General features: G+C 61.9%; 13 protein-coding genes and 2 tRNA genes. 7 read left to right on the top strand and 8 right to left on the bottom strand.

The annotated features are described in order from the left end of the window. Positions 1 to 82: 82 nt before the first annotated feature. Positions 83 to 1,102 carry an amino acid ABC transporter substrate-binding protein gene (locus EO136_RS05925; RefSeq protein WP_127143538.1) on the bottom strand — a complete coding sequence of 340 codons (1,020 nt, stop codon included), beginning with the start codon at positions 1,100 to 1,102 and terminating at the stop codon, positions 83 to 85. Positions 1,103 to 1,346: 244 nt separating this feature from the next. Between EO136_RS05925 and metC the strand changes: the two genes are divergently transcribed. Then, entirely contained in the window at positions 1,347 to 2,534 is a 1,188-nt protein-coding gene (gene metC / locus EO136_RS05920; protein ID WP_127143537.1) for a cystathionine beta-lyase, read from the top strand. Here metC and EO136_RS05915 read toward each other — a convergent pair. Continuing rightward, the gene (locus EO136_RS05915) at positions 2,510 to 3,304 is read right to left on the bottom strand and encodes a phosphatase PAP2 family protein (RefSeq protein ID WP_127143536.1); all 795 of its coding nucleotides are present in this window, start codon (positions 3,302 to 3,304) and stop codon (positions 2,510 to 2,512) included. The genes metC and EO136_RS05915 overlap by 25 nt on opposite strands. A 96-nt stretch (positions 3,305 to 3,400) precedes the next feature. Here EO136_RS05915 and EO136_RS05910 point away from each other — a divergent pair. Next, positions 3,401 to 3,477 (top strand) — tRNA-Pro (locus EO136_RS05910). Positions 3,478 to 3,506: 29 nt separating this feature from the next. Continuing rightward, complete coding sequence (locus EO136_RS05905) at positions 3,507 to 3,812, top strand: ETC complex I subunit (protein WP_127143535.1); 306 nt, start codon at positions 3,507 to 3,509, stop codon at positions 3,810 to 3,812. Positions 3,813 to 3,864: 52 nt separating this feature from the next. On the opposite strand, the gene EO136_RS05900 is transcribed toward EO136_RS05905, so the two are convergent. Next, positions 3,865 to 4,581 carry an anti-sigma factor gene (locus EO136_RS05900; protein WP_127143534.1) on the bottom strand — a complete coding sequence of 239 codons (717 nt, stop codon included), beginning with the start codon at positions 4,579 to 4,581 and terminating at the stop codon, positions 3,865 to 3,867. Beyond that, positions 4,578 to 5,132, bottom strand: coding sequence for a sigma-70 family RNA polymerase sigma factor (locus EO136_RS05895; protein WP_246018268.1), 555 nt, complete (start codon positions 5,130 to 5,132; stop codon positions 4,578 to 4,580). Before EO136_RS05895 ends, EO136_RS05900 begins: the two co-directional genes overlap by 4 nt. 186 nt (positions 5,133 to 5,318) lie before the next feature. On the opposite strand from EO136_RS05895, the gene EO136_RS05890 reads away from it, so the two are divergent. Continuing rightward, the gene (locus EO136_RS05890) at positions 5,319 to 6,113 is read left to right on the top strand and encodes a DUF4394 domain-containing protein (protein WP_127143533.1); all 795 of its coding nucleotides are present in this window, start codon (positions 5,319 to 5,321) and stop codon (positions 6,111 to 6,113) included. A 64-nt stretch (positions 6,114 to 6,177) separates the two neighbouring features. On the opposite strand, the gene EO136_RS05885 is transcribed toward EO136_RS05890, so the two are convergent. From EO136_RS05885 to EO136_RS05870, 4 genes are all read right to left on the bottom strand, one after another. Continuing rightward, positions 6,178 to 7,326 carry a Gfo/Idh/MocA family protein gene (locus tag EO136_RS05885; protein WP_127143532.1) on the bottom strand — a complete coding sequence of 383 codons (1,149 nt, stop codon included), beginning with the start codon at positions 7,324 to 7,326 and terminating at the stop codon, positions 6,178 to 6,180. Between the two features lie 9 nt (positions 7,327 to 7,335). After that, positions 7,336 to 8,391, bottom strand: a complete 1,056-nt coding sequence (locus tag EO136_RS05880) for a sugar phosphate isomerase/epimerase family protein (RefSeq protein ID WP_127143531.1) — start codon at positions 8,389 to 8,391, stop codon at positions 7,336 to 7,338. Positions 8,392 to 8,524: 133 nt separating this feature from the next. Next, positions 8,525 to 9,661 carry a Gfo/Idh/MocA family protein gene (locus EO136_RS05875; protein ID WP_127143530.1) on the bottom strand — a complete coding sequence of 379 codons (1,137 nt, stop codon included), beginning with the start codon at positions 9,659 to 9,661 and terminating at the stop codon, positions 8,525 to 8,527. Positions 9,662 to 9,664: 3 nt separating this feature from the next. Continuing rightward, positions 9,665 to 10,420: a sugar phosphate isomerase/epimerase family protein gene (locus EO136_RS05870; RefSeq protein WP_127143529.1), complete on the bottom strand. Its 756-nt coding sequence runs from the start codon at positions 10,418 to 10,420 to the stop codon at positions 9,665 to 9,667. A 181-nt stretch (positions 10,421 to 10,601) separates the two neighbouring features. Between EO136_RS05870 and EO136_RS05865 the strand changes: the two genes are divergently transcribed. From EO136_RS05865 to EO136_RS05855, 3 genes are all read left to right on the top strand, one after another. After that, positions 10,602 to 10,678 (top strand) — tRNA-Arg (locus EO136_RS05865). Between the two features lie 65 nt (positions 10,679 to 10,743). Continuing rightward, positions 10,744 to 11,271 (top strand): hypothetical protein, encoded by a 528-nt coding sequence (locus EO136_RS05860; protein WP_127143528.1) that lies wholly within the window; start codon positions 10,744 to 10,746, stop codon positions 11,269 to 11,271. 65 nt (positions 11,272 to 11,336) lie between these two features. Then, positions 11,337 to 11,765 (top strand): DUF2147 domain-containing protein, encoded by a 429-nt coding sequence (locus tag EO136_RS05855; protein ID WP_127143527.1) that lies wholly within the window; start codon positions 11,337 to 11,339, stop codon positions 11,763 to 11,765. Positions 11,766 to 11,842: the final 77 nt, after the last annotated feature.

Genomic DNA, 11,842 nt, shown 5'->3' with positions numbered 1-11,842 from the left:
GCTCCCTAGGAGGTACGCGTCGCCCTGGGCTTTTGGGAAGAGTGACCCGGGCGCAATTGCCCGGGTCAAACAGGTAACGATCTTAGCGGATCGGCGGAGCGTACTGGATACCGCCATCGGTCCACAGCGCGTTGATGCCGCGCGGGATGTTGATGGGCGTGTTCTCACCGAGGTGAGCCTCATAAAGCTCACCGTAGTTTCCGACATGCTTGATGATCCGGTAGCCCCAGTCGGTGGGCAGGCCTATCGGCCCACCGAAGTCACCTTCGACCCCGAGCAGACGACGGATCGCGGGGTTATCCGAGCCCAGCATTTCGTCAACGTTCTCGGACGTCACGCCAAGCTCTTCAGCATTGAGAAGTGCGAAGTACGTCCAGCGCGTTACGTTCAGCCATTCCGTGTCACCCGAACGAATCGAGGGGCCAAGCGGCTCTTTGGAGATGATCTCGGGAAGGATGATGTGCGCGTCGGGATCTGGGAATGTCGACCGCGAAGCTGCGAGCACAGAAGAGTCCGTAGTGTAGACGTCGCAGCGACCATCGATATAGGCCTGTTCAACTTCGTCCTGACCAACAAAGACCACGGCATTGGACAGGTCCATACCATTGCTGGCGAAATAATCGGCAGCGTTCAGCTCGGTGGTGGTGCCGGCCTCAATGCAGACTGCGGCGCCCGAAAGCTCCAGCGCCGAAGTCACGCCGGCGTCTTCGCGGACCATGAAGCCCTGGCCGTCATAGACCATGGTGCCCACGAAGGAGATGCCCAGATCTGTATCGCGGGTCATGGTCCAGGTCGTCTGGCGCGACAGCACGTCAATATTGGCGTTCGCAAGGCTTTCGAAGCGAACCTGCGAGGTCAGAGGCGTGTAGCGTACCGCATCAGGATCATCGAACATCGCAGCGGCCAAGGCACGGCAGTAGTCAACCTCGATGCCAGTCCAGACGTTGTTGTCGTCGGGGAACGAGAAGCCCGGGACGCCCTCGGTAACACCGCACTGCAGATAGCCCCGATCCATGATCTCGCCCAGAAGCTGCGCATGCGCGGCCGTTCCGGTCACTGCCATCGCCGATGCGACGGCCATAGTCACCATTGCTTTTTTCATTGCTTTGCCTTTGTTTCCTAACCCTTGGATGATGCCACTGCGCGGCTGAAGCCGCATTGTTTATCCGGGCACCGGGCATTGCTTCCTATTGCCATCGGAACCAATGCCGTCCAGCATCGAACCGCGCTTTGCCCATGCCGTCAATACCCAACTGTCCAGGTCACGGTAAGAATTTAATCATTCCGGCAGAACGCCTAATCTGAATGCAGCAGTGCTGACCTATCGGCACGGAACGAAAAAACAGATGTCCTCAGGCAATCTCAAATCATATCCGGACCTCGAGACCTTGCTGGCTCATGCTGGCCGCGATCCCGCAGCCCAGCACGGCTTCGTCAATACGCCCGTGTACAGGGGCAGCACGGTGGTTTTTCCATCGCTCGACGCCCTTGAAGACCAGACGATCCGCTATCGCTACGGCCGTCAGGGAACGCCCCTTACCTCCGGGCTTGAAGACGTTATCAGCTCGCTCGAAGGCGCCGAGGGCACGGTGCTGACACCATCGGGCGTCTCTGCCATCTCGCTGGCGCTTATGGCCTGCCTGTCCACTGGCGACGAGTTGCTGGTTACCGACAGCGTCTACGAGCCCACACGCGCCCTCGCCGATTCGCTGCTTGAACGGTTCGGAATCTCGACCCGATATTTCAACCCGCGTGCCGGCGACGAGATTCATGACGTCTTGTCCGATAAGACGCGTGTGGTCTTCGTCGAAAGCCCCGGCTCGTTGACCTTTGAGATTCAGGACATCCCCGCCCTCTCCGCCGCGGCGCACGAGGCCGGGGCTCTGGTCGTCGCCGACAATTCCTGGGCGTCTCCGCTCTATTGCCGACCGCTTGATCTGGGCGCGGACATCGTCGTGCATTCAGGCACGAAAATGTTCGTCGGCCATTCTGACGCAATGATCGGGACGGCATCCGCATCGGGTGAAGCGCTGCAGAAACTGCGCAAGGCGCACTATCGGCTGGGCCTGATCGCCTCGCCGGACGACGCGTTTCTGGCAACGCGGGGCATGCGAACCCTTGCGGTTCGCATGCAGGCGCACGAAGAAAGGGCACTCGACCTGGCGCGCTGGCTCGAAGAGGATGAGCGCGTCCAGGAGGTATTGCACCCCGCCCTGCCATCTCACCCGGACCACGCCTTGTTCAAACGTGATTTCCAGGGTTCGGGGTGCCTCTTCTCGTTTGTATTGCCCCAGGCGCCGCGAGCAGCGGTTGCGGCCATGGTGGACCATCTCGACGTGTGGGGGATGGGGTATTCCTGGGGAGGCTTCGAGAGCCTGATCCTTCCGGCCGATCCGGCTCGAATTCGAACAGCGACACCATGGACCGAAGCCGGAAACCTTTTCCGCGTGCATGTCGGCTTTGAGGGCCTCGACGCGTTGAAGGCCGATCTGGCCGCCGGGCTTGACCGCTACTTCATGATCCTTGGGATGTGACCGCGCCGGAGCCAGCGCAACAGAGGCAGGAAGCCATGGAGCATTCGGCTGTGCACCCGTCTGCCTTGCTGCCGCAAACCCCAGTTTTGGGTAACGAAATAGTCCCTCACCATCAGCGCACCAATCACGCCGACCACTATGCCCGCTACCACATCGGAAAGGAAATGATCGCCGACCACGATGCGGCTGAAGCCGATCGCCAGGCCAAATGATATGATCAGGCGCTGCCAGCGGCGTCCCGTCAGCGTCAGCAGCACGATCGAGAAGGCAAGCGCCGTGGTGGAGTGCCCGGAAGGCAAGCTGTGCATCGTCCAGTCCACGATGTTGAACGGCTCGAAATGGAGCGCGTTCTTCTCCTCCAGATACAGAGGACGCCCGCGTCCGATGATGCGCTTGAGCACCACTGTCGCCAGACCTGAAAGCCCCACGGCGAGGAAGACGAAAGCCGATATCTGCTGGAGCGAAATGGCGGCCCAGCGCCAGCTGTAGGTTAAGTTCACCCGTCGCGCTGCCCAGGCCACACAGACGCCCAGGAGGGCCGGGATCAGTATCCAGTCGGACTTTCCGAAATCGGTGAGCCAGCGGAAGAAGTCGCGCTCATGGTCCGGCCAGCGCCCCAGCCCCTCGATCAGCGGCCCGTCGAAGAACACCGCACAGACGATGAACGCCACAATGGCGAGAAGCGGCCAGGTCAGCAACGTGCCGTGCCGTCGGTTGCTGTCGAGAAAACTGCGCGCAAGCCGTGCGGTGAACGTGTTGTCTGCAAACAAATCGTGTGCCCCGCCAGACGGTCCTTACCTGCGAGCGGCGAGCGGTATCATGTCTTGCCCTGTGTTTAAAGAATGTGTATCGCATGCTCACGATGTCGGGGTATAGCTCAGCCTGGTAGAGCACCGGTTTTGGGAACCGGGGGTCGCAAGTTCGAATCTTGCTGCCCCGACCATTCGCATAAGTGCCGGAGAGAAATTGTCCATGGTCGCACGCATCTATCGTCCTGCACGCAATGCAATGCAGTCCGGCAAAGCCGGAAGCCGCGAATGGATGCTCGTCTTCGAGCCCGAAACCCCGCGCGGGATAGATCCGCTCATGGGATACACCTCGAGCTCTGACATGAAGCAGCAGATCAAGCTGCGCTTCGACACGCTCGAAGATGCGGAAAGCTACGCACAGAGGGAAGGAATTCCCTATATCGTGCAGCCCGTCCAGGAATCGACGGTCAAGAAGGTAAGCTATCCGGACAATTTCCGGCACGACCGCAAGGCCCCCTGGACCCACTGACCGCAAGTCGCACAATTCACGCTCACGTCATGAGCGCGCAGTCGCAGGCCGGTCAGACCTGCGGCACTCTCGCATTGCCCAGCAGCAGCACAGGTCCGGTCGGGCGCCCGGTCGGCGAGCCACCCTCGGGCTCTAGCGTGATCTCGTAAAGCTGATCGGGCTGCGGCGCGGGCAGACTGGGCCCGGTCAGCACCAGCTCGCGGGCCTCCGCGAACGTGCCAAGGGACACCGGCCCGGTTTCCTCATCCGGCAACGTCCAGACCTCAAGAACCTGCCCTTGCGGGGCGCTGAGCGCTTCGAGCGGCACGATACGGACGCTGTCGTTGGCGAAGGCCTCGACGATGGCACCCGGGCGCATGTCGTCGCCTGAAAGCACTGCGATGACCACGGGAGGTTCCTCGTCAGGCTGGGTCAGCATTCCACCAGCGAAACCGAGACCAACGGCAATTACGAGGCTGGCAGCCATTGCGGCGGGGCGCAGCGTCGTGGTCCAGCCAGCCTTGGTGCGCGGGGGCGTATTGCTGTTGGCGGCCTTCGGCTGTTCGGTGGTCTGCACCCGCTCGCTGATCGACTGCCACAGCCGATCCGGCACGGCTTCCGCCTTGGCCGTATCGTCGAGCGCCGAGAATTTCCGTTCGAGTTCACGCACATCATCCGCAAGATGGCGATCAGTGGCCAGTTCGGCCTCAAACTGCGCCACATCATGCTCTTCCATGGCGCCGACGATATAATCGGCTATTCGCTGGGCGCGCAGGGCTTCACTGTTCATCCAAGGCACTCCCTCAGGCTCGCCATGCCCCGCCTGATCCAGGCCTTGATTGTCCCGAGCGGCGCGCCGAGTTTCTCGGCGACCTCTCCATGGCTCATACCCGTCACATAGCAGAGCAGGATGGAGCGACGTTTGCCGGTCTCGAGTTGGTCGAGACAGACCTTGAGCGCGTGCCGCTCGGGAAGCGCGGCATAGGCATGGGAGGCATCCTGCTCCCGATCTCCAATCGCCTCGAGCGTGGCGCCGTCATGAAAATCCATGCGCGATCCGTCCCGGATCAGATTGAGCGCGCGGTTCCGCACGATCCGCGTCATCCAGGCGCGCGCGCGCCCACGGCCGGAATCGAACTGGGAGGCGCGCTGCCAGATCAGCACGAAGGCCTCCTGCACCACTTCCTCGGCCAGATCGCTTCGCCTCACGATTCTGCGAGCGATCGCGACCATCCTTCCCGCTTCGGCCCGGAACAGGGCCTCGAGTGCGTCGCGGTCTCCGTTCGAGATTTGCGCGAGAAGGTGATCCGTCGCGTCTTCGCTTATGTCCTGGATGGTCACGACTGTCTGCTCGTTTTCTTATGCTTTGATATTAAACGCGAAAAATCGCATTCGACGCAACCATCAGAAAAAAATATCGCGTCCGTGCATCCAATCGCGTCCCCCCGCGGGTAGGGCATATGTGAGCATGCAGGATCGAGCCGCTCGAAAGCAACATCCTGCCGCAACTGAACCAGGGAGAACATCATGTCTTTTGCCATTCTTACGCGCATCGCACTTGCCGGGGTCGGAACCATCGCCCTCGCCGGCGCCGCCCACGCCAATTCCGCTGTCGGCCTGATCGGCGACCGCACACTGGTCATGTTCAACACCGAGACCCTTATGGTCGACGGTATGATGGATGTGACCGGCGTTGATCGGCTTCACGGCATCGACGTCCGGCCCGCCGACGGCTGGGTCTATGGCGTTGACTCCGAAAACAACATCGTGACCATCGATCTGGACTCCGGCGAAGCGACCGTTTCCTCGACCATCACCGAGTCGATCGGCGATGGCGCAATGCCTTCCGTCGATTTCAACCCGGTCGCCGATCGTCTGCGCTTCATGGGCAGCGATGGCACCAACCTGCGGATCAACGTCGAGACCGGTGAAACCATCGTCGACGGCAGCCTGCAGTTCGACGAAGCCGGCGACAACGCTGGCGACGCACACAACGTAGTCGCCACCGCCTACACCAATTCGGTCGGCTCGCCCGAAGCCACTGCCATGTACGACATCGACATGGACATGCTCGCCCTGCTCCAGCAGACCGCGCCGAATGACGGCACCCTGGCAGTGATCGGCGAACTCGGCATCGACTCCGCCGAGTCGATCGCCTGGGACATCTACGCTGAGGACGTAGACATGAACACGGCTTACCTCGCAGTGGGCACGGTGCTCTATACTGTCGATCTGGAATCCGGCATGGCCACCGAATGGGGGCCCATCGAGGGTCTCGATGCCCCCCTTCGTGACATGACGGTCCTCCCGGCCGAGATGTGATCGGCCAGAGCGAAGCCGGGCCCCCGCCCTGGCTTCGCTCACCTCCAAGGTCTTGCGTTGGGCGTTATGCGCCCAGCGCAGTCCACCGACTATCGTCCTGGCTCGATTTGACCGAAGCCATGATGAACTCCATGCCCTCAATGCCGTCGTCCAAGGTCGGCAGCAACCCCTCGTAATCGGCCCCCTCCCCACGAATGACAGCCGCGAACTGGCTGTATAGCGTGGCAAAGGCTTCCAGATAGCCTTCGGGATGACCTGCAGGGATACGCACATTCATCGCATTGGCCGCATTGCCCTGGATCGCACCGCCGCGAGTCAGAAGCTGCTTGGGTTTCCCGAACTCGGTGAACCACATGTAGTTGGGATTGTCCTGCCGCCATTCCAGCCCGGCCTTTTCGCCGTAGACCCGCAACTGAAGCCCGTTCTCGTTGCCCACCGCAACCTGGGACGCCCAGAGCATGCCCTTTGCTCCGCCCTCGAAGCGCAGCATGATGTGGACGTTATCGTCGAGCTTGCGGCCGGGAACGAAGGCATCCAGATCCGCTGAAACGGCCGACGTCTTGAGCCCCGTCACATACCGCAGCAGATTGTAGGCGTGCGTGCCGATGTCGCCGATACAGCCACCGGCGCCCGAACGCTCCGGATCGGTCCGCCACGCAGCCTGCTTGTTGTCATCATCGGTCGGCTCGGCCAGCCAGTCCTGAGGATACTCTGCCTGAACCACGCGGATCTTGCCCAGCGCACCGGATTCGATCAGCTCGCGGGCCTGCCGGATGAGCGGATAGCCGGTATAGTTGTGGGTCAGCAGAAACCGCGCGCCATTCCTGGGCTCCACCTTGGACAGCGCATGGGCGTCGTCGATCTTCGCCGTAAGCGGCTTGTCGCAGATCACATGGATACCGGCCTCGAGAAACGCCTTGGCCGGCCCGAAATGCATGTGATTGGGCGTGACGATCGCAACCGCCTCGATGCCGTCCTCGCGGGCGGCCTCAGCCCGCGCCATTTCCTCGTAATCGGTGTATATGCGGTCATCGGCCAGACCCAGATTCCGGCCACTCTCGCGCGCGACCTCGGGACGGGACGACAGCGCGCCGGCCACCAGTTGATAGTCGCCATCGATCCGCGATGCGACGCGGTGCACATAGCCGATAAAGGCGCCAGTGCCGCCGCCGACCATGCCAAGCCTGATGGGGCGTTTTCCGTTTTCTGCCATGACTTCCTCCTAATCCAGGCCGAGCATCTTGCGGTTGGCTGCCTTGTCGGTGCCGCCACTCGCGAAATCGTCGAATGCGTGATCGGTGACCCGAATGATGTGATTGGCGATGAATTCCGCGCCTTCGCGGGCCCCGTCCTCGGGGTGCTTGAGAGCGCATTCCCACTCGAGCACGGCCCAGCCATCGAAGTCCATGGCCGCGAGCTTGGAAAAGATCGCGCCGAAATCGACCTGCCCGTCCCCGAGCGAACGGAACCGCCCTGCCCGATCGACCCAGCTCTGGTAGCCGCCATAGACGCCCTGACGGCCCGTCGGGTTGAACTCGGCATCCTTGACGTGGAACATCCGGATCCGGTCCTCGTAGATGTCGAGGAAATCAATGTAGTCCAGCGCCTGCAGGACGAAATGGCTGGGATCATAGAGGATGTTGGCCCGCGCGTGGTTGTTCACCCGCTCAAGGAACATTTCGTAGGTGACCCCGTCATGCAGGTCCTCGCCCGGATGGATTTCGTAGCACACGTCCACGCCCGCATCGTCGAAGGCACCCAGGATCGGCGTCCAGCGGCGGGCAAGCTCGTCGAAGGCTTCTTCAACCAGACCGGCAGGACGCTGTGGCCAGGGATAGACATAGGGCCATGCTAGCGCGCCCGAGAAAGTGGCGTGTCCCGTCATGCCCATGTTCCGGGAGGCCGCGGCAGCCCATTTGAGCTGCTGAACCGCCCATTCCTGCCGGGCCTTGGGATTGCCGCGAACTTCCGGCGCGGCAAAGCCGTCAAACGCCGTGTCATAGGCGGGGTGCACGGCGACGAGTTGGCCCTGCAGATGTGTGGAGAGTTCGGTGATGGTGATCCCGTGCGCCCCGGCAATGCCCTTGAGCTCGTCGCAGTAGTCCTTGGACGTTGCTGCCTTTTCGAGGTCGATGTAGTCACCGACCCAGCTCGGCAGCTGGATACCCTTGTAGCCCAGACCTGCAGCCCACTCGCAAACGGTATCGAGCGAGTTGAACGGGGGCTGATCGCTGGCGAACTGGGCCAGAAAAATGGCCGGGCCCTTGATGGTACGCATGGTTTCTCCTCCAGTGCTTGAACGATCGGGCCGCTCTGTCGAGCGCCCCACCGTCAATGATGTACGTTCATCATTTCGATGAACACGATATCTCCACCCGTTTGGCTGTCAAGCGCAAGCGCCCGACGGGCCCTTACTTGAGAAGGGCCTGCGCCATCTCAGGCGACAGAGCGTCCGGCCGCTCGCAGCGAGTGGAGAGGGTCACTGCCGCCCCCGTTTCGGCCGATTTGAGAACCGACAGCATGATATCGACACCGTGCAGCGCCATATCGAGCGAGCACCGCGGCTTACGGCCCTGCTCGATAGCCTGCATCATGTCGGCAAGGCCGGCTGCGCGGTAGTTGGCGAACGGAGGCCCGTCGTCTCTCTCCCAATTGGCCACTTCGAGCGGGTGAGCCCAGGGCTCCACGCGCTGCTCCGCACCGCCCCGGCTGGCGACGGCCAGCTCCCCACCGAAGAAATTGGGGTCCGGCAAATAGAGCGAACCGGTTTCACCATAGAGCTCCATGTGGCCGTGGCGATGAGCTTCCACGTCCCAGGATGCCCCCAAGCTGACCACGGCACCAGCCTCGAACTCGAGGACCGCATGGATCGTGGTCGGCGTCTCGACCGAGACGAACTCGCCCTTACGCGCACCGTTGCCGATTTCGCGCTGTATCCGGGGAGTTGAGGCGAGTGCCGTTACCCGGCTGACGGGCCCGAGCAGATTGATTAGATTGGCGACATAGTAGGGACCGACGTCAAGAATGGGCCCTGCCCCCGGCTTGAAGAAGAAATCGGGATTGGGGTGCCAATGCTCCATCCCGAAGCTCATCACATGGCAGGTGCCCGAGACGATGCGGCCCACCCTTCCCTCATCGATCAGAGCACGCGCATGCTGATGCGCGCCACCCAGGAATGTATCCGGCGCACATCCGACGACAACCCCGGCAGCTTCGGCTGCGGCCTTGAGCGCCTGCCCCTCCTCGACCGAAAGCACGAGCGGCTTCTCCGAATAGGCGTGCTTGCCGGCCTCCACGATCTGCCGGGTGACGCGGAAATGCGCCTCCGGGATCGTGAGGTTCACCACGACATCGATGTCATCGCTCGCCAGCAGCGCCTCGGGCGTGCGTGCATCCACGCCGAACTCGGTGGCCCGCGCTTCAGCAGCCGCCGGCATGATATCGGCGACTGCACGAACCTCGAGCCCGCGAAAAAGCGGCAACAGCTTCAGATAGGCAGTGGAAATGTTGCCCGCGCCGAGAATTCCGACGCCATAAGGAGCGGTCATGGTTCAGCCTTCCATTGCTGCGCGTACGCCGTCCACGGACCGGCGCGCAAATCGTTCGAGATCGGCGGGGTTGTCATGCTCGAGCACCAGATGCTTGACGCGCGAATGCTGGTCGAGCGCCGCCATGATCGCCTTCCAGTCCATGGTGCCGTGACCGACATCGGCCCAGCCGTCCTCATCTGCATTCTCGCCTTCAGGCGCCAGATCCTTGACGTGCGCCGCGGTGATGCGATTGCCGTACCGCTCGATCCATTCCAGCGGATCGTTGCCGCCGCGCACGACCCATGCAACGTCCATCTCCCAGTCGATTTCTGGTGCGCGCTCGAGGATGATGTCCATAGGCAGCCGCCCGCTTTCAGCCGGCCAGAACTCGAAATGGTGATTGTGCCAACCGAACCCGAACCCCTCCTGCTTGTAGAAGCGTCCGAGGTCGGCCAGTTCGTCGGCCAGGGCGTTGAACGCATTCTCATCCTGCTTCCACTGATCGTTGGGAATCGCCGGGCAGAAAATGTCCGTTATCCCGATCGTGCGGGCGGCTTCGACCGTCGCCTTCCTCTCGCGCAGCTGGTCCAGTCCGAAATGGCCGCTGGACATGGCAAGTCCGTGAGCATCAAGCAGGCCGCGCATTGCCTTGGGGTCTTCATAAAGTCCGCCATATCCCTCGACATGGCCGAGGCCCACGCGGGACAACAGCGCGAACACCTCTCCGATCGGGTTGAAGTTGCGGGCGCTGTACAGCTGAAACGATAAATTGCTCATCAGACTGGCTTTCATCGGTTGGCATCCCCGACGGCACGGCCGCCGGAACACAGGCTTGTAATCGATTACATCGACGGCATAAAGCCGGTTTCGTCACCAGCCTTGGAAATTGGTTCAGTCCTCCCGCAACACCCAAGCCAATGACTGACATTGACGCGATTATGCGCTAGAGGAACTTTGTGGCCCCGTAGCTCAGCTGGATAGAGCAGTAGCCTTCTAAGCTATTGGTCGCAGGTTCAAGTCCTGCCGGGGTCGCCATCACGGTACGCCTGCCGTCGGCTGGCGGGCCAGACCATCACGGGCCCCGGAATACGGACAGCAGGATGAACGCAACAGGCAATCGTATCAAGGCGATCGCGGTCACCTTGCTGTTCTTTGCGATCAGCGCGTTCGTCCTTCTAGGTATCGTGTGGGGCATTGATGCCCTGCCCTTCACCGTTCCCGGGCTGGCGGCGATCGGGTCCTACAGCCCCCATGATTCGATCGCGGCGGTATCGGACCTCAGGGCATCCTTCGTTCTGACCGCCGCCTATCTCGTTGCCACGGCCCTCGTGGTTCTGATCAACACCCAGTATTGCGACAGGATGCTGGCCATCTTGGCCGATGTGCTCCTGATGATGTTTGCGGCGATGGCCGGGTTCGTGATCGGCTATTGGGTGCTGCTGCGACTGGCGGGGTACCAGAACTTCCTGACCGTGGAATACGGGCTCTCATACCTCATCTGCCCGGCCGTCATCTTCCTCCTCAGCACGATCCCGATGGAGCGGCTCCGTTGGCCCCTGCCGCTGCGCATCCTGACCGTTCTGGCCCTGGTCTTCGCCGCACCGATCGTGCTGCTCTGGAACCCCTGAGCCTGAACGCGATCTGAACAGGCGATACGAGCGGCGTTCAATGCCCATTCGCTAGGGTGGCGCGCATGTCGAAATCGCCAAGAGGCTTCATCATGCTCAAGTCCGTGTTCACCGCCGGAACCGCCATCCTCTCCGTTGCCACGGCGCTTGCCCTCGCGCCAGCAAGTCATGCCCAGTCCCCAACGCCCGTCGGCCAGTGGGAACTGGCTAGCGGGGAATCCAGATTCGAAATATTCGCGTGTCAGGGCGGAGATGAACTCTGCGCGACCATGACCTGGCTTGCAGAAGACCTCCGCGACAGCGAAACAGCCGCCTATCTCGGCACCAGAGTGCTTGACGGCGCCGCCCCTGCGGGGGCCGGAACATGGCGCGGCACGGTGCTTTATGAGGGCTCGAGCTACTCGGGGCGCCTGACGCTCGACGCGCCCGATACCATTAGCCTGCAGGGCTGCCAGGGCATATTCTGCCGGACCATGGAGCTGACGCGGATCTGACCGCTGGTACCATGTTGCTCTTATGCAACTTGTAGCAAGCACCCGCGCCCTGGCCTGTCAGGTGGCGGGGAGTTGCC

The sequence above is a fragment of the Pelagibacterium montanilacus genome, from assembly GCF_003992665.1.
GTDB classification, from domain to species: domain Bacteria; phylum Pseudomonadota; class Alphaproteobacteria; order Rhizobiales; family Devosiaceae; genus Pelagibacterium; species Pelagibacterium montanilacus.
Note: the sequence above shows the minus strand (reverse complement) of the source record. Positions and strands in the feature narration are given on the sequence as shown.

What these genes read in the sequence shown, in the direction of transcription:
- EO136_RS05925 (WP_127143538.1), bottom strand. Translation starts at nt 1,102, where the DNA reads ATGAAAAAAGCAATGGTGACTATGGCCGTCGCATCGGCGATGGCAGTG.
- metC (WP_127143537.1), top strand. Translation starts at nt 1,347, where the DNA reads ATGTCCTCAGGCAATCTCAAATCATATCCGGACCTCGAGACCTTGCTG.
- EO136_RS05905 (WP_127143535.1), top strand. Translation starts at nt 3,507, where the DNA reads ATGGTCGCACGCATCTATCGTCCTGCACGCAATGCAATGCAGTCCGGC.
- EO136_RS05900 (WP_127143534.1), bottom strand. Translation starts at nt 4,581, where the DNA reads ATGAACAGTGAAGCCCTGCGCGCCCAGCGAATAGCCGATTATATCGTC.
- EO136_RS05890 (WP_127143533.1), top strand. Translation starts at nt 5,319, where the DNA reads ATGTCTTTTGCCATTCTTACGCGCATCGCACTTGCCGGGGTCGGAACC.
- EO136_RS05885 (WP_127143532.1), bottom strand. Translation starts at nt 7,326, where the DNA reads ATGGCAGAAAACGGAAAACGCCCCATCAGGCTTGGCATGGTCGGCGGC.
- EO136_RS05880 (WP_127143531.1), bottom strand. Translation starts at nt 8,391, where the DNA reads ATGCGTACCATCAAGGGCCCGGCCATTTTTCTGGCCCAGTTCGCCAGC.
- EO136_RS05875 (WP_127143530.1), bottom strand. Translation starts at nt 9,661, where the DNA reads ATGACCGCTCCTTATGGCGTCGGAATTCTCGGCGCGGGCAACATTTCC.
- EO136_RS05870 (WP_127143529.1), bottom strand. Translation starts at nt 10,420, where the DNA reads ATGAGCAATTTATCGTTTCAGCTGTACAGCGCCCGCAACTTCAACCCG.
- EO136_RS05860 (WP_127143528.1), top strand. Translation starts at nt 10,744, where the DNA reads ATGAACGCAACAGGCAATCGTATCAAGGCGATCGCGGTCACCTTGCTG.
- EO136_RS05855 (WP_127143527.1), top strand. Translation starts at nt 11,337, where the DNA reads ATGTCGAAATCGCCAAGAGGCTTCATCATGCTCAAGTCCGTGTTCACC.